At 70.8% G+C, this 15,901-nt stretch carries 14 protein-coding genes; 9 read left to right on the forward strand and 5 right to left on the reverse strand.

Translation table 11 applies throughout. The features are described 5' to 3' along the window. Positions 1 to 39 precede the first annotated feature (39 nt). The 4 genes from AB0J64_RS02050 to AB0J64_RS02065 are packed head-to-tail and all read left to right on the forward strand — an operon-like array spanning position 40 to position 5,136. The gene (locus AB0J64_RS02050) at positions 40 to 816 is read left to right on the forward strand and encodes a GNAT family N-acetyltransferase (protein WP_364019087.1); all 777 of its coding nucleotides are present in this window, start codon (positions 40 to 42) and stop codon (positions 814 to 816) included. Positions 817 to 852: 36 nt separating this feature from the next. Continuing rightward, a complete protein-coding gene (locus AB0J64_RS02055; RefSeq protein WP_364019090.1) occupies positions 853 to 2,289 on the forward strand; it encodes an Nramp family divalent metal transporter in 1,437 nt (478 codons plus the stop codon). A gap of 52 nt (positions 2,290 to 2,341) precedes the next feature. Beyond that, the gene (locus AB0J64_RS02060) at positions 2,342 to 4,132 is read left to right on the forward strand and encodes a zinc-binding dehydrogenase (RefSeq protein ID WP_364019093.1); all 1,791 of its coding nucleotides are present in this window, start codon (positions 2,342 to 2,344) and stop codon (positions 4,130 to 4,132) included. A 17-nt stretch (positions 4,133 to 4,149) separates the two neighbouring features. After that, entirely contained in the window at positions 4,150 to 5,136 is a 987-nt protein-coding gene (locus tag AB0J64_RS02065; RefSeq protein ID WP_364019096.1) for a YafY family protein, read from the forward strand. Here AB0J64_RS02065 and AB0J64_RS02070 read toward each other — a convergent pair. Genes AB0J64_RS02070 through AB0J64_RS02080 form a run of 3 tightly spaced genes read right to left on the reverse strand, consistent with a single transcriptional unit; the run spans position 5,118 to position 8,784 of the window. After that, on the reverse strand, positions 5,118 to 6,605 hold the full coding sequence (locus AB0J64_RS02070; RefSeq protein WP_364019099.1) for an AMP-binding protein: 1,488 nt from the start codon (positions 6,603 to 6,605) through the stop codon (positions 5,118 to 5,120). The two genes, AB0J64_RS02065 and AB0J64_RS02070, sit on opposite strands and share 19 nt — an antisense overlap. Continuing rightward, the gene (locus AB0J64_RS02075) at positions 6,605 to 7,621 is read right to left on the reverse strand and encodes an acyl-CoA dehydrogenase family protein (protein ID WP_364019101.1); all 1,017 of its coding nucleotides are present in this window, start codon (positions 7,619 to 7,621) and stop codon (positions 6,605 to 6,607) included. The genes AB0J64_RS02070 and AB0J64_RS02075 overlap by 1 nt, the downstream gene beginning before the upstream one ends. Continuing rightward, positions 7,618 to 8,784: an acyl-CoA dehydrogenase family protein gene (locus AB0J64_RS02080; RefSeq protein ID WP_364019104.1), complete on the reverse strand. Its 1,167-nt coding sequence runs from the start codon at positions 8,782 to 8,784 to the stop codon at positions 7,618 to 7,620. Before AB0J64_RS02080 ends, AB0J64_RS02075 begins: the two co-directional genes overlap by 4 nt. A gap of 173 nt (positions 8,785 to 8,957) precedes the next feature. Between AB0J64_RS02080 and AB0J64_RS02085 the strand changes: the two genes are divergently transcribed. The 3 genes from AB0J64_RS02085 to AB0J64_RS02095 all read left to right on the forward strand — a co-directional run bounded on the left by AB0J64_RS02085 (position 8,958) and on the right by AB0J64_RS02095 (position 11,976). Continuing rightward, positions 8,958 to 10,295, forward strand: coding sequence for a HAMP domain-containing sensor histidine kinase (locus tag AB0J64_RS02085; RefSeq protein ID WP_364019107.1), 1,338 nt, complete (start codon positions 8,958 to 8,960; stop codon positions 10,293 to 10,295). Positions 10,296 to 10,353: 58 nt separating this feature from the next. Then, a complete protein-coding gene (locus AB0J64_RS02090; RefSeq protein ID WP_364019110.1) occupies positions 10,354 to 10,953 on the forward strand; it encodes a TetR family transcriptional regulator C-terminal domain-containing protein in 600 nt (199 codons plus the stop codon). A gap of 63 nt (positions 10,954 to 11,016) precedes the next feature. Beyond that, positions 11,017 to 11,976, forward strand: coding sequence for a diiron oxygenase (locus tag AB0J64_RS02095; RefSeq protein WP_364019113.1), 960 nt, complete (start codon positions 11,017 to 11,019; stop codon positions 11,974 to 11,976). A 7-nt stretch (positions 11,977 to 11,983) separates the two neighbouring features. Here the strand turns inward: AB0J64_RS02095 and AB0J64_RS02100 are convergent, their stop codons facing one another. Then, positions 11,984 to 12,748 carry a class I SAM-dependent methyltransferase gene (locus tag AB0J64_RS02100; RefSeq protein ID WP_364019116.1) on the reverse strand — a complete coding sequence of 255 codons (765 nt, stop codon included), beginning with the start codon at positions 12,746 to 12,748 and terminating at the stop codon, positions 11,984 to 11,986. Between the two features lie 49 nt (positions 12,749 to 12,797). Here AB0J64_RS02100 and AB0J64_RS02105 point away from each other — a divergent pair, with 49 nt between their 5' ends. Together AB0J64_RS02105 and AB0J64_RS02110 are read left to right on the forward strand one after the other, a co-directional pair. Further along, positions 12,798 to 13,727, forward strand: a complete 930-nt coding sequence (locus AB0J64_RS02105; protein ID WP_364019119.1) for a copper resistance protein CopC — start codon at positions 12,798 to 12,800, stop codon at positions 13,725 to 13,727. Further along, on the forward strand, positions 13,724 to 14,755 hold the full coding sequence (locus AB0J64_RS02110) for a CopD family protein (RefSeq protein ID WP_364019122.1): 1,032 nt from the start codon (positions 13,724 to 13,726) through the stop codon (positions 14,753 to 14,755). Before AB0J64_RS02105 ends, AB0J64_RS02110 begins: the two co-directional genes overlap by 4 nt. Here AB0J64_RS02110 and AB0J64_RS02115 read toward each other — a convergent pair. Then, positions 14,713 to 15,891: a hypothetical protein gene (locus AB0J64_RS02115; protein WP_364019125.1), complete on the reverse strand. Its 1,179-nt coding sequence runs from the start codon at positions 15,889 to 15,891 to the stop codon at positions 14,713 to 14,715. The two genes, AB0J64_RS02110 and AB0J64_RS02115, sit on opposite strands and share 43 nt — an antisense overlap. Positions 15,892 to 15,901: the final 10 nt, after the last annotated feature.

The following is a 15,901-nucleotide window of genomic DNA, read 5'->3' on the forward strand; positions in this document are numbered from 1 at the left end:
CACGTAACGGGCTGCGCCCCGCCGTGCGTAAATGGAGGGGTGAGTGGTGGTTTGGTGATCAGGGAGTTGCGGGAGATCGACGAGTTCCAGGAGGTCTACCGGCTCTTCGACGACATCTGGCATCCCGCGCCGCACAACCCGCCCGTGACCATGGAGCTGATGATCGGCTTCGCGCACACGGGCAACTACGTGGTGGGCGCGTACGAGGCAGGCACGCTGGTGGGCGCCTCCGTCGGGTTCAGGGCGGCCGGCGGGGCGCTGCACTCGCACGTGACCGGCGCCGCCGTCGGGCGGGGCATCGGGTACGCGTTGAAGTCGCACCAGCGGGACTGGTGCCTGGCGCGGGGGCTGGAGCGGATCACGTGGACGTTCGACCCGCTCGTACGCAGGAACGCTTGGTTCAATCTGGTCAAGCTGGGCGCCTTGCCGGAGGAGTACCTGGAGGACTTCTACGGGGACATGGCCGACGCGATCAACGAGGGGGACGCCTCCGACCGGTTGCTGGCGGTGTGGCGGATAACCGAGCCCGAGCGGCGCGAGGAGCCGCCGCCCGGCGAGGTCCTGCTCGCCGACGAGTGCGGGTGGCCGGTGACCAGGGCCGCGCGGGGCGACGCGGTGCTGGTGGGGACGCCGGCCGACGTCGAGCGGCTGCGGCGGGAGGATCCGGCGGCGGCCAAGGCGTGGCGGCTGGCCGTACGCGACGCCCTTGGCGGGTCGATGAAGGACGGCGGGAGAGTCGTGGGGTTCACTGACCGGGGCGAATACGTGGTAAAGCGACTTAACCAGCTATTCCACCCGCATGTCATGTCTCTGTAATGTGGCGGTCAGGCAACGCTGAGCAAGGAGATCCGCATGGCGGAGTACACCCCGACCGTTCCTGCGCGAGTCCTACCGTCCGTCACCATCCGCGACCTGCCCGAACCTCCTCGATCGAAATGGCGCATCATCGGCCCTGGGCTGGTGGGCGCGGGTGTGGGGCTGGCGTCGGGCGAGTTCATCCTCTGGCCGTACATCGCCTCCCAGGTCGGGCTCATCTTCATCTGGGGAGCCGCGATCGGGATCATCACGCAGTGGTTCCTGAACATGGAGATCGAGCGCTACACGCTGGCGACCGGCGAGACGGCGCTCACCGGGTTCAGCCGGATGTGGAAACACTGGGGCCTGGTCTTCGTCGTGATGACGCTCTGCTCCAACCTCTGGCCGGGCTGGGTCACCACGTCCGCGACCATGGTGACGTACCTGACCGGGTCGGGTGCGGGCAGCGTGCGGTGGATCGCCATCGGCATGCTCCTCGTGATCGCGCTCGGCCTGACGCTGGCGCCGGTGATCTACACCATGCTCGAACGGGTCATCTTCGTGAAGATCGCCCTGGTGGTGACGCTGATCGTGGTCGCGGTCCTGTTCGCGATCAATGCCGACAGCTGGGTCGAGCTGGGCAAGGGCATGACGGTCGGGGCCAGGTTCCCCGTGCCGCCGCTGGAGTTCTCGGTGCTGATGGGCGCCATCGCGTACGCCGGCGCGGGCGGCGGCCAGAACCTCTGCCAGAGCAACTGGATCCGCGACAAGGGCTTCGGCATGGGCCAGTACGTGCCGCGCCTGGTCAGCCCGGTGACCGGCCAGGAGGAGGCGGCCGCTTCGACGGGCTTCCAGTTCCCGCCCACCAAGGAGAACCTGGCCCGGTGGAAGCAGTGGTGGCGCTTCGCGAACATCGAGCAGGCCTGGACGTTCGCCGTGGTGTCGTTCCTGACCATCGCGTTCATGTCGATGCTGGCCTACTCCACCGTGTTCGGCCGGGAGGGGCTGGCCAACGGCATCCAGTTCCTGCAGGTCGAGGGCAAGGTGCTGCAGGACGTCGTCGCCCCGTGGTTCGGCGTGCTGTTCTGGGTGATCGGGGCGCTGGCCCTGTTCGCCTCGGCCATGGGCATCGTCGACTACACCTCACGGCTGGCCTCCGACACGATCAAGACGGTCTACCTGCGTGACAAGCCCGTCTCGGTGAACCAGGTCTACTTCTACACGGTCTGGGCCATGGCGCTGATCGGGATCGCGGTCCTGCTGGCGGGCCTCGACCAGCCGCTCATCCTGCTGGTGTTCTCCGCGTGTTTCGCGGCCGTGATGATGTTCGTGTACTCGATCCTGCTGATCATCCTCAACCGGCGGTCGCTGCCCGAGGCCATCAAGGTGCGCTCGTACCGGCTGGGCGCGCTGGTGTGGTCGGTGGCCTTCTTCGGCGCGCTGACCGTGATGGTCGTCATCCAGCAGGCGCAGAAGCTCTTCGGCGGTGGGTGAGCAGGAGCCCGAATTTGACCTCAACCGCACTTGAGGTATCAGACTCGGTCGCATGAACGTGATCGAGGTGACGAAGTTCGGCGGTCCCGAGGTGCTGGAGCTCCGGCAGGCGCCGGAGCCCCAGCCCGGTCCCGGCCAGGTGCTCATCGGCGTGTCCGTGGTGGACGTGATGTCGCTGGACGCCCAGTTGCGGACCGGGTGGGGGCGCGAGTGGTTCCCGAACGAGCCGCCGTTCGTGCCCGGCACCGGGGTGGCCGGGCGGGTGCTGTCGGTGGGCGAAGGCGTGGACCCCGGGTGGGCGGGGCGGCGGGTGGCCGCGTTCCTCCCCGGCGGCGGCGGGTACGCCGAGCAGGTCGTGGCCGGCGTCGAGACGGTGGTCGAGGTGCCCGGCGAGGTGCCCTTGTGGCGGGCGGCCTCGCTCATCCAGGTGGGACCCGCCGCACTGAGCCTGGTGGAGGCGGCCGGACTGAAGGCCGGGGCCCGCGTGCTGGTCACCGGGGCGGGAGGCGCGCTGGGACTGCCGATCGTGCGGCTCGCGAGCGCGGCCGGCGCCCACGTGACGGCCGCGGCCCACGGCGCGGCGAAGCGGCAGGCGGCCCTGGACATGGGCGCGGCGGAGGCCGTCGACTACGCCGGCCTCGGCGGGCGGTTCGACGTGGTGTTCGACGGGGTCGGCGGTGAGGTCGGCGGCGCCGCGTACGAACTGGTCGAGCCCGGCGGGACGTTCTTCGCCTACGGCGCGCCCAGCGGTTCGACCGCCCAGATCAAGCCCGGCACGGCGAGGGTGGTCGGCATGGAGCAGGTCCAGTTCGCCCCGGACGAGTTCGGGCGGCTGGCCCGGAGAGTCATGGAGGATGACAGGATCGCCACCGTCGTCGGGCTGGCCGTGCCGCTGGAGCGGGCGAGCGAGGCGCACGCGGCGCTGGACAGGCGCGAGCTGGTCGGGAAGGCACTCCTGCTCGTCACCGCCCAGGCCGCCCGCTATCGGGCCAACGGCGGCCCCGAGGTGCTGACACTGGACGAGGTCCCCCTCCCCCAGCCGGGCCCCGGACAGGTGCGGGTCGCGGTCAGGGCGGCCGGGGTGAACCCCATCGACTGGAAGCTCCGCCGCGGCGCCCCCGTCGACGGCCCTCAAGGCACCGGCCTCGAGCTGGCCGGGACGATCGACGCGATCGGCCCGGAGGTCACCGGGTGGCGGCTCGGCCAGCCGGTGTTCGGGCAGGTCGAGCCGGGGGCGGCGGCCACGCACGCGATCGCCGACGCCGCCGCTCTGACGCCGAAGCCGGACGAGCTGACGTACGAGGAGGCCGCCGCGCTGCCGGTCGCCGTCGAGACGGCCGAGCGCACGCTCCACCTGCTCGACCTCCAGCCAGGACAGACGCTGCTGATCCACGCGGTCGCGGGCGGTGTGGGGCTGGCCGCCGCGCAGCTCGCCATCGCCAGGGGAGCCAAGGTCGTCGGAACGGCGAGCGAACGCCACCACCCCTACCTCCGCGACCTCGGCGTCCAGCCGGTCACCTACGGCGAGGGCCTGGAGGAGCGCCTCCCGGGGCCCGTCGACCGGGTGCTGGACGCCTCGGGCAGGGGCGAGCTGGAGCTGTCGGTGCGGCTCACCGGCGACCCGGCCAAGGTGGTCTCCATCGCGGACCCGGTCAACGCGCCGAAGCTGGGCGTACGGTTCTCCCACGGCGGCACGAAAGGCCCCATCCCGGCCCATGCGGTACGAATCCCGATCGCGGAGGTCTTCCCCCTGGAGCGGATCGCCGACGCGCACCGGCGCAGCGAGGAAGGCCACCTGCTCGGCAAGATCGTGGTGAACACGGAAGCCACCTTGCCGCGATAGCGGGCACACTGGTCTCCATGCTGGAAACCTCGGCCCGCCTGCTGAAACTCCTCTCCCTCCTCCAAGCGCACCGGGAATGGACAGGCCCCGAGCTGTCCACCCGGCTCGGGGTCTCCACCAGGACGATCCGCAACGACGTCGAGCGCCTGCGCTCGCTCGGCTATCCCGTGCACGCCACGCCGGGGGTCGCGGGCGGCTACCGGCTGGGGGCGGGGGCCGCGCTGCCGCCGCTGCTGCTCGACGACGAGGAGGCCGTCGCGGTCGCGGTCGGGCTCGGCAGGGCGGCGGGTGGCGGCGTGGAGGGCATCGAGGAGACCTCCGTACGCGCGCTGGCCAAGCTCGAGCAGGTGCTCCCGTCCCGGCTGCGCCGCCGGGTGAGCGCGCTCAACTCCTACACCGTTCAGATACCAGGGCAGATCCCCGGCACCGCCCCGTCGGTGGCGCCCGAGGTGCTGACCACGATCGCGAACGCGGCCCGCGACCACGAGCGGCTCCGCTTCGACTACACCGGCCACGATGGTGAGACGACCGTGCGGAACGTGGAGCCGCACCGCCTGGTGCACCGGCGCGGCCGCTGGTACCTCGTGGGATACGACGTCGAACGGCAGGGCTGGCGCACGTTCAGGGTGGACAGGGTGCGCCCGCGCACGCCGGCCGGGCCCAGGTTCACCCCACGCGAGCTGCCCGGGAACGGCGACGTGGCGGCGTTCGTGGAGCGGGGCGTCAACACGGCGATGTGGCGCCACCGCGGCACGGTGCTGCTGCACGCCCCGGCCGAGCAGGTGAAGGTGCTGCCGCTGGGGCTGGAGGTGGAGCCGGTGGACGAGTCCACCTGCCTGCTCAGGCTGGGCGGCGACGACCTGGAGGGGATGGCCGTGTGGATCGGGATGGTCGGCGTGGACTTCGAGGTGCTCGACCCGCCGGAGCTGGCCGAGGCCGTGCTGAAGCTGGCCGAGCGCTACCGGCGGGCGGCGGGTCCCCGGCTTCACAGCTCCGACAGGTAGTCCTCGCGCACCTTGGTGCGTGACATCTTGCCCGTGGGCGTGCGCGGCAGCGGTGAGCGGTATTCGATCACCTTCGGGTGCTTGAACCTGGCGATGCGCGGCCCGCAGTGCTCCAGCAGCTCGGCGGTGAGCTGAGGGCCGGGCGTGACGCCTTCGGCGGGCTGGACGAGGGCGACCACGTTGTGGCCCCACTCCTCGTCGGGCACGCCGATGACGGCCACGTCCGCCACCGCCGGGTGCTCGAGCAGGGCGGCCTCGATCTCGGCGGGGTAGATGTTGACCCCGCCGGAGACGATCAGATCGGTCCGCCGGTCGCACAGGAACAGATAGCCGTCCTCGTCCATGAAGCCGATGTCGCCCGGCGAATACCACTCCCCCAGCATGCTGGCGGCGGTCTTCTCCGGGTCCTTGTGGTACGCGAACGTGCCCATGCCGGACTTGACGTAGATCATGCCCGGCTCGCGGGGCGGCAGCTCCACGCCCGCCTCATCGACGATCTTGGCCTCGAACATGGGCACGGGCCTGCCCACGGTGCCCGGCCTGGCGAGCCACTCCTTCGGCTTGACCGCGAACGCGATGGCCGACTCGGTGGAGCCGTAGTACTCGTACAGCACCGGCCCCCACCAGTCCATGATCTGCTGCTTGACCGAGACCGGGCAGGCGGCGCCGGTATGGATGACCTGGCGCAGGCTCGACACGTCGTACGTGCCCCGGACCTCCTCCGGCAGCTGCAGCATGCGGTGGAACATGGTCGGCACCATCATCGCGTTGGTCACCCGATGCCGCTCGATGAGCTCGAGGATGGTCACCGGGTCGAACTTGGGCGCGATGACCACGGTGTGCCCGAGGTGGAGCGCGAACTGGGTGTGCGCGCACGGCGCCGAGTGGTACATCGGCGAGGTCACGAGATGCACGTCGTCGCCCGGCCGCAGGTCCACGACCTCGCCGAGGAACCACCTGTACGCCGGGATCATCTGCTCGGGCGCCACCCCGGGCAGCGGCCGCTGCACGCCCTTGGGGAAGCCGGTGGTGCCGGAGGTATACCACATGACCGCCCCGGACGTCCGCTCGCCGGGCGCGTCGGCGGACTGGCCTTCGGCAAGCCCCGCCGTCCCGATCTCGGCTCCCTGCACGGCGAAGCCGGGGCCGGTGACCACGAGCTTGGCGTCGCAGTCGTCCAGGATGTACGCCACCTCGGACGCCGTCAGATGCCAGTTGATCGGCACGTAGTAGAGGCCGATCTGCGCGGTCGCCGTGATCATGATGATGGCGTCGATGCCGTTGGGCAGCACGCCCGCCACCACGTCACCGGGAACGAGCCCGCGCGCCCTGAGGCCGTGCGACACCTGGTTGACCCGGGCGAGCAGCTCGCCGTAGGACGTCTCCGTGCCGTCGGAGTCGATCACCGCGCGGCGGCCGGGGTCGGCGGCGGCGATGGCGTAGAAGCCGGGCAACTGATCGACGTCCATTAGAGCTCCAACAGCTGCGCAAGGCGGGCGCGGTGGATGCGGGGCGGGCCGAGCAGCACCTCGTCCGCCTTGGCCCGCTTGTAGTAGAGATGCGCGTCGTGCTCCCAGGTGAAACCGATGCCGCCGTACAGCAGCAGGTGGTCGCGGGCCACCTCGAAGCAGGCGCGGCCGACGTACGCCTGGGCGAGGGCGGCGGCCTCGGGCAGCTCGTCCGGCGACTCGTCGGCGGCCCAGGCGGCGAATCTGACGATGGACTCGGCCTGTTCGAGCTTGGCGTGCATGTCGGCGAGCTTGTGCTTGACGCCCTGGTACGAGCCTATGTACCGGCCGAACGCGACGCGGATCTTGGCGTAGGCCACGATGGCGTCCAGCGCCGCCCGCATCACGCCGAGCTGCTCGGCCGCCAGCGCGACGCACAGCCGGTCGCCGACCTGCGGCGCCGGGCCCAGCACGCGGGCGGGCGCCCCCTCCAGCGCCACCCGCGCCTGGCCGCGCGTCAGGTCGAGCGTCTCCAGCGCGGTCCTGGTGACGCCGGGCCCGGCCAGCTCCACGGCCACGAGTACGGTCTCCTCGCCGCTGCGGGCGGGCGCCACCAGCACGTCCGCCTCCATGCCGCTGAGCACCTGCGCCGGCGTGCCGCGCACGGCAGTGCCGTCGTGGTCGAGGGTGTCGCGGGCGAGGGTGGCCGTGATCCGGCCCTCGGCGATCGCGGCGAGCAGCTCTTTGTCGGGCGTGCCCGCCAGGGCGATCGTGGCGAAGGCGGTGGCCAGGAACGGACCCGGCAGCAGGGCCGCGCCCGTCTCCTCCAGCGCGACCGCCAGCTCGGCCATGCCCGCGCCCGCGCCGCCGTACTCCTCGGGGATGATCAGCCCTGGCAGGCCGAGCTCGCCGTTGAGCCTGGCGTACACCTGCGGGTCGTAGCCGTCGCGCGCCTTGGGCAGCGGCGAGGCGGTGCGCAGGAAGTCACGCACGGCGTCGCGGAGCTGCCGCTGCTCCTCATCGAGTACGAGCTTCACCCCTGCGTCCCCACCTTCAGATCCTTGAACGGCACGTTCTTGTCCACCCTCGGCTCCGGCGGCAGGTTGAGCACGCGGTCGCCCACGATGTTACGCATGATCTCGTTGGTGCCGCCGCCCAGCGACATGGCGGGGGCCAGGGAGATCGCGTGCGCGAGCGGGTGGTCGCCCAGCACGGCCTCGGGCCCCACGAGCCGGGTGGCCAGGTCGGCCCGGAACATGGTCAGCTCGGCCAGCAGCAGCTTCGCGACGCTGCCCCGCGCGCCGGGGAAGATCCCTGCCTCGGTCTCCTGCGCCAGCCGCTGGTTGAACAGCGCCAGGGCACGGCTGCGGATGTGCAGCTCCACGAGCTCGTCCCGGACCAGCGGGTCCTCGGTGTCGACCACCTGGCGCAGCGCCTCCAGCGCGGTCGGGTCGTCCTTCTGGCCGCCCATGCCGACGCCCGCCGAGATCGACAGCCGCTCGTGCAGCAGCGTCGTGACGGCCACGCTCCAGCCGTCGTTCACCTCGCCGACGCGGTGCTCGTCGGGGATGGGGACGTCGTCGAAGAAGATCTCGTTGAAGCCGGACCTGCCGCTCATGTCCTTCAGCGGCCTGACCGTCACCCCCGGGTGGTGCATGTCCACCACGAACATGGTCAGGCCCTTGTGCTTGGGCACGTTCACGTCGGTGCGGGCCAGCAGCAGGCCCCAGTCGGCGTGATGGGCGACCGAGGTCCACACCTTCTGCCCGTTGACGATCCAGTGGTCTCCGTCGCGCTCGGCCCTCGTCTGCAGACTGGCCACGTCACTGCCGGCGCCAGGCTCGGAGAACAGCTGGCACCAGATCTCCTCGCCGCGCAGCAGCGGCCGGAGAAACCGCTCGCGCTGCGCGTCGGTGCCCCGGTCGACCAGCGTCGGCCCGGTCATGCCGAGACCGATCGAGAAGACGTACGTGGGGAGCGCGTAGCTGCGGGCCTCGGCGGCGAACGCGCGCTCCTCCGCCTGCGTCAGCCCCTGGCCGCCCCACTGCCTGGGCCAGGTGATGCCGGAGTAGCCGGCGTCGTGGAGCCTGGCCATGAACTCCTTGGCCCTGGCGATCGCGTCCGTCTCCGGCGCGTCGTCCGTCGGAGCGTTCTCCTGCAACCAGGCTCTGGCGGCGCGCCGGTAGTCAGCAAGGTTCACATCGGCTCCTTGGCATCAGCGCCCACTTACTTTTGGCCCACTTACTCTAACCAGGCGGCTAGAACGACGCATAGAGCGCCGTTCTAGGGACCCATAGCGTGATTTGCCGTCGAATCTCCCATAATTGGAGATAGAGGCACGTACTGTGATCACCTGATTACGAGGGGATTGAGGTGATCGCACGGCTGGGTAAGTCCATTCGCGCGCGGCTGGCTCTGTGGGCCAGCGTCGCGATGGCCCTGCTGTGCCTGATGGCCGGCTCGGCCATGTTGTGGGTGGCACACGACGCGACGACCGACCTCCGCACGAGAGAGTTGATCACCGTCTCCCGGCGCCCGATCCACTGGATCAAGCAGTACGAGCTGACCCCCGTCTTCGACCTCCCCCTGAAGGGCGCCCAGGTCATCGGCCCGGCCGGGCAGGTGGCGGCCTCGACGCCCAACCTGTCGGGCTCGCCGCGCCTGTCCCGGACGCTGCCGGACCCGGTCAGGAGCGAACGCGTGGACGAGGCGTGCGGCCTGCCGCAGTTCCGCGGCCAGTGCCAGATCATGGTCGTCTCCCGCGTCGACCGGGCCGACGGCGAGTGGCTCGTCTACGCCTTCAATCCCACTGTGCCCTGGTACGTCAGCCCGGCCGCCATCGGCTTCGCGACCGGCATGTCCGTGCTGCTGATCATGATCACCTGGTTCGGCGTGTCCAAGGTCGTGGCCAGGACGCTCGCGCCGGTGAACGAGATCACCGAGCGGCTGATCGAGATCACCCAGCGCGAGGAGGCCATGCGCGTGCCGGTCCCGGAGAACGCCGACGAGGTCAAGGCGCTCGCGGAGGCCGCCAACCGGATGCTGGCGCAGATGGAGGCCGCGATCGAGCAGCAGCGCAGGTTCGCCTCCGACGCCTCACACGACCTGCGCAGCCCGATCACGGCCATGCGGGCCGAGCTCGAGGCGGCCATGCTCGCCCCTCAGGAGACCGATTGGTGCGACACCGGCGACAGGCTGATGGCCAGCCTCAACCGGCTGCAGAACATCGTCACCGACCTGCTGGCCCTGGCCAAGCTCGACGCGGGCGCCCCCGGAGCGTTCGAACCCGTCGACCTGGCGGAGCTGATCGCCGGCGAGACCACCCGGCCGCGCTCGAAGAAGGTCATCACGAGCCTGCAGCCCGGCGTGGTCGTCATGGGCGACCGGCTCAGGCTGGCTCGCCTGCTGACGAACCTGCTGGACAACGCCGAGCGACACGCCGACAGCACGATCCTCGTGACCGTGCGGCGGAACAGCGAGGCCGTGCTGGAGGTCCTCGACGACGGCGCGGGCATCGCGCCCGAGCAGCGCGAGGTCGTCTTCAGGCGCTTCACCAGGCTGGACGCCTCGCGCAGCCGCGACGCCGGCGGCACCGGACTCGGCCTGTCGATCGCGCGCGAGATCGCGCGACTCCACCAGGGCACTCTCAAGATCGAGGATTCGGACGTCGGGGCCCGCTTCGTTCTGCGCATACCGATACAGCAGGACTGATGCTGGGTATGACAGGCTTTTTGACCTTGTTCGAGATACCGGAGGTGAGCTACGCGCTGTGTCATCAGGGTTCAGCCGATTAAGGCGCGAGGATTTACTCAAGACGGCCTGCGAGGTCATCGCAGAGCAGGGATTCGGGCATACCCGGACAATTGACATCGCAAGAGCCGCCGGCGTCAGTCAGGCGCTGCTCTTCTACCACTTCGAGACCAAGGAACGCCTTTTCGCCCAGGCCTTCACCTACGCCGCACGCCTGCATCTCAACGCCCTCGCCGACATCGAGCAGTCCACGGGCACGCCGCTCGAACGCCTGCGTACCCTGCTCAGGCTCTGCTCCCCGGCGATCCCCACCGAGGGGTGGCGGCTGTGGATCGACGCGTGGTCCGAGGCGATGCGCAACCCGGAGCTCGAGGAGATCTCGCGGCGCATCGACTACCAGGGCCGGATGCTGTTACGCGGGATCATCGAGGCCGGCGTGGCGTGCGGCGAGTTCAAGTGCGACGACTCCGACGACGCCACGTGGCGGATCCTCGCGCTCGTTGACGGGCTCGCGATCCAGACACACGTGCACGCCAAGGTGCTGTCCAGGCGCCGGGTGAACGTGCTGATCCGGACGGCCGCCGCCGCCGAGCTCGGCATATCCGCCGAAAAGCTGTGACTCTCCCCCTTCCGGCGCTATTGGATGCTCCGTACAATTACAGGGCGAGGAGAGGAGCACGCGATGGCATCGGCACCGCGCTCTACCGCAGCCCGCGAACGCGACCAGCAGGTCGCCGGCAGGGGCACCTACCACGCGGTCATCGAACGCCTCTCGAAGGCGTCGGTCGACAAGCACTGGGAGCCGTACCGGGACATCCCGTGGGACGACCCCGAGTTCCAGGTGGACCCGGCCGACCCGCGCTGGGAGCTGCCCGAGGTCGACAAGCTGGGCGGCCACCCGTGGTACCGCAGCCGCCCGCCCGAGATGCGGGCGGCGATCGGGCTGTGGCGGGTGGCCACGGCCATGAAGATCGGGCTGCAGTTCGAGAACCTGCTCAAGCGCGGGCTGCTCAACTACGCCTACCGGCTGCCGAACGGGTCACCGGAGTTCCGGTACGTCTACCACGAGACCATCGAAGAGGGACATCACGGGATGATGTTCCAGGAGTTCGTGAACCGTACCCGGATGCCGATCCGGGGGATGCCGGGGCCGCTGTCCGTGATCGCGCAGGTGGCGCCGTGGATACCGCTGGTCTCGACCGAGCTGTTCTTCGTGTTCGTGCTGGGCGGCGAGGATCCGATCGATCATGTGCAGCGCAAGGTGCTGAAGGACGAGCGGGCGCACCATCCGCTGGAAGAGACGATCATGCGGATCCACATCGCGGAGGAGGCCCGGCACATCTCCTTCGCCCGGCATTACCTGCGTGACCGGGTGCCCCGGATGCCCGCGTACCGGCGGCTCATGCTGGGCGTGCTGGCGCCGATCGTCCTGGGGGTGATGGCGCGGATCATGCTGGCCCCTCCGGGGCCGATGATCAGGCGCTTCCGGATCCCCGACCACGTGGTCGCCGAGGTCTACCTGCGCAATCCCGCGGCCAAGCGGGAGATCCGGGACTCGGTGGCCAGGACCCGGGAGCTGTGCGCCGAGATCGGGCTGATCAACGCGTTCACCGGGCGGATCTGGCGGGCCATGGGCATCTGACCGCGGTCTACGTCCGCGGGCGCCGGGCGATCAGCACCTCGGTGACCGCCACGTGCTCCCACCTGCCGGTGGGGTTGAGCCTGAGCAGCGCCTTCCTGGCCGCCTCCTTGAACGACTCCACCCGGGCGCCGAGGCGGGCGGGGGCCGTGTAGGAGTAGGAGAGCTGCAGGCCGATGACGGCGTTCAGGTCGTACACCAGGCGGTCCTCGTACATGGTGGAGTCCATGTCGCTGAACGGCGAGACGGCCAGGACGTCGTGGGGGTGCTCCCCGGTGGCCTGGTAGGAGTTGGTCGCCGTGAACGTGTTCACGTCGAACTCGTCACGCACCCGTCGCATGGCGGGCTCCCACGGCTCCTCCTGAGGGTCGCGGGTGGGGCCGACGACCGCCACGACGCCGCCGGGCGGCAGCAGCTCGTCCAGCTCGGCCAGCACCGTACGGCGGTCCATCCAGTGGAACGACCTGCCCATGACGATGTGGTCGAACGCCGGCAGCTCGCGCAGCCTCGTGGAGTCGCCCCGGATCCAGCGGACGTTCGGGACGTCCACCGCCAGCCGCCTGCCCTCCGCCAGCATCTCCTCGTCGGGATCGACCGCGAGGACCTCGCGCACGCTCCGGGCGAGCGGGATCGCGATCGTGCCGGGGCCGCAGCCGAGGTCGAGCACGGTGCTGTCGCGGCCGAACGTCATGGCCAGGTGCTCAATGGCGGGGTCGCCGTGGCCGGATCGGTATTTCGCGTAGTACGGGGCCGCGCCGCCGAACAGGTCCGTCATGAATGGGACCATATACAGGTTCGTTGTTTTCGTTGGAAGGTTCTGACCCTTGAGGCGGCTACTCACGGTCCTCCTGCTCGCCTTCGCCACCGCCTGGCTGGCGGTGCCCGCGGCCCAGGCACACAACGTGCTGGTCAGCAGCGACCCCAAGGACGGGGCCACGCTGTCGGCCGCGCCCTCGACGGTGACACTGGTGTTCGACCAGACGGTGCGTCAGGGATACGCCCAGGTGGGCGTGACGGGCGCGGACGGGTCCTCATGGGCGGACGGGTCCGCCGTGGTGGCGGCCGAGCGGGTCTCCGTACGCGTCAAGCCGCTGCCGGCCGGAGGGTCGTACGTGGTGGGCTACCGGATCCTGTCGTCCGACGGCCACCCGGTCACCGGCAGGATCTCCTTCACCCTCTCCCCCGGCGCCGTCGGCGCCCCGGCCGCCGCCACCGCGCAGGCGGCCCAGGGCACCAGCGCGGAGGCCGCCGAGGCGGCCGCCAACGGCGGGGCGGGCATGGCGGTGGTGTGGGTCGTGGGCGCGCTGCTGGTGCTGGCGGCGGGCACGGCCGTGGCCCTGCGCCGCTCCGGCCCGTCCCTCCCCCCGGCCGCCCAGCCCGCCTCGGACCCGCACCTCACAGGGGAACCCCAGTCGGCCTCCGACCCGCACCTCGCCGCGGAACCCCAGCCCACCAGGGCGCCCCAGCCCGCCTCCGACCCGCGCTCCGCCGGGGAGCCACAGCCGCCGGCCTCCACCTCCGAAGGAGCCCGGCCGCACTCGGGTCCTCAGCCCCCGGAAGGACCTGAGGCCACGGCCGACCCGCACCCGTCCGAAGGACCGAAGGCCGCCGACCCGCACCCGTCCGAAGAAGCGAAATCCGCCGCCGAGCCGCACCCGTCCGACGGGCCCGAGGCGTCGTCCGGCGCGCGGCGGGCCGCCGGGGCGGCGCGGCCGGAGGCGGCGGAGGGCACGGCCGACGGGGTGCGGGCGTGAGCGTTTCCGCACCTCCCGTCCCCCGGCAACGGATCGGCGGTCGGCTGGTGGCCGGGGCGTTCGGCGTGTGCGCCGTCGTCTCCGCCGTGGCGGCGAGCTCGTTCGCCGCGCAGCAGGCCGTCCCCGGCATCCCCATGCCGGGCCCGCTGGTCTCCGTCGGGCTGCCCGTCGTCCGCGTGCTGCTCGACCTGTCGGCCGTCGCCGTGGTCGGGCTGAGCCTGCTGCCCAAGCTGCTCGGGTTCGACGACCCGGAGCGTACGGAGCCCGTCATGCTCAGGGTGCGGCCGCTGGCGGTGATCGCCGCCTGGGCGTGGGCGATCTGCGCGCTGCTCACCATCGTGTTCCAGACGGCCGAGCTGAACCCCGGCCGCGTGCCGACGTTCGGGATGATCGCCTCGTACGTCGAAGAGGTCGGCACCGGCCAGGGCCTGCTGTTCAGCGCGGCGTGCGCGCTGGCGGCGGCGGGCATCGGGCTGATGGCCGTGCGGTTCGGCGAGAAGGTGCCCGCCGAGCTGCGGGTGATCGTGGGGCTGTTCGGGCTGCTGCCCATCCCCGTCACCGGGCACGCCGTGAACTCCGTCTGGCACGACCCCATCATGATCTCGATGGAGATCCACGTGATGGGCGCGGCCGCGTGGGCGGGCGGGCTGGCGGCGACGGCCGTGTTCGTGGCGCCGCACGGCGACCTGCTGGCCCGGGTGCTGCCCAGGTTCTCCAGGATCGCCACCGTGTGCCTGCTCATGGTGGGCCTGTCCGGGCTGATCAACGGGCTCGGCACGATGGCGCTCACCCCCGGCGTGACGCTTCCCGACTCGATCCTGACCAGCCACTACGGCGTGCTGGTGGTGGTCAAGACGGCGCTGGTGGCGGCCCTGGTGCCGATGGCCGCGCACATCCGCTTCCGCCTGATGCCGGCCGTGCGCCGGGGGCGGGCCACCGCCCTGGTGGGATGGGCGGCGGCCGAGGTCGGAGTGATGGGGCTGGCCTACGGCGTGGCGGTCGCGATCACCCGGGCCTCCATCGTCTGAGGTCTGCGCTTGTCCGCGATCCACTCCACGGCCAGCCAGACGATCAGCAGGCCGAGCCCTGCCCAGACGGCCGACGACATGGCCTGCGGGGGCGCACCGAGCAGCCCTTCCTGGCCCTTGATCGCGCCGTACACGCCGCCCATGATCGCACTCTGCGCCGCCAGCGCGCCGTAGACGGCGGCCGTCCCGCCGATCGACCCCAGCACGGCCCGGACGTACGGCATCCGCACCAGGAACGCGAGGTCGACCAGGAGCCCCGCGACGACCAGGAAGAACGGCACCGCCGACGGCGGGAACCCGGTGACCGTCAACAGCGGCCAGATCACCGTGCGGAAGCCCACGTAGCCGGCCGCCACCAGGGTCGCGGCGCCGAACCTGCCGATCATCAGCCTGGCCACCACCAGCACCGCCAGCCCGACGACCACCGCGTAGACGGGATAGAGGTAGTCGGGCACCGGCAGGGAGAAGCCCACCATCATCGTACGGTCCACCGGCCGCCCCATCTGGTCGGCCGCGAACCGGAGCAGGATCGGCTCGGCGTAGGTCGCGTGGTTGTCCCAGGCGCCGATCGACAGGGTGCCGTACTCCTGGTGCTGCTCGGGAAAGTGCACGTTCTCCAGGAAGAATGCGAAGAACGCGCCCAGCACCACGGTCCGCTCCCTGCCCGGGGGCGCGCCCATGAACCAGCCGCGGATCACGCCCGCGATCATGAAGAACGTGCCCAGGTAGAGCATGAGGTGCGACGGGCTCCATGACGTGATGTCGAGCCCGTTGACGCGGTGGTTGATCAGGTCGAGCGGCACGGCGACGAGGAAGATCCCGGTCCCCCACTGGATCAGCCGGAGCGCCGCCTTGTCCACGCCGTACCCCGTGTAGCCGTGGATCACGGTCAGGGCGAGGGCGACGGCCGTGCCGGCGGAGTTGAGCAGGTGGGGCGGGGCGAGATCGTCGCGCAGCCACTTGAAGTGCCACGAGACGTCCCACGCCGAGCCGAGCAGCTTGAGCGTGAGCGCCACCAGCCAGCCGAAATAGAGCACCCTGAACAGGTCCTGCGGGGTCTCACGCCCCGCCTGACCTCTGGTCCAGTACGGCAGTGCCCAAGCGGCGGCCTTCTTGAACGATGCTGGAGACTTCACGGGAGTGCAT

Source organism: Nonomuraea sp. NPDC049695 (assembly GCF_040674955.1).
Lineage (GTDB): Bacteria > Actinomycetota > Actinomycetes > Streptosporangiales > Streptosporangiaceae > Nonomuraea > Nonomuraea helvata.

Excerpts from the sequence above, each read along its gene's own strand:
- AB0J64_RS02095 (WP_364019113.1), top strand. The coding sequence starts at position 11,017 with ATGGCATCGGCACCGCGCTCTACCGCAGCCCGCGAACGCGACCAGCAG.
- AB0J64_RS02060 (WP_364019093.1), top strand. The coding sequence starts at position 2,342 with ATGAACGTGATCGAGGTGACGAAGTTCGGCGGTCCCGAGGTGCTGGAG.
- AB0J64_RS02100 (WP_364019116.1), bottom strand. The coding sequence starts at position 12,748 with ATGACGGACCTGTTCGGCGGCGCGGCCCCGTACTACGCGAAATACCGA.
- AB0J64_RS02070 (WP_364019099.1), bottom strand. The coding sequence starts at position 6,605 with ATGGACGTCGATCAGTTGCCCGGCTTCTACGCCATCGCCGCCGCCGAC.
- AB0J64_RS02065 (WP_364019096.1), top strand. The coding sequence starts at position 4,150 with ATGCTGGAAACCTCGGCCCGCCTGCTGAAACTCCTCTCCCTCCTCCAA.
- AB0J64_RS02055 (WP_364019090.1), top strand. The coding sequence starts at position 853 with ATGGCGGAGTACACCCCGACCGTTCCTGCGCGAGTCCTACCGTCCGTC.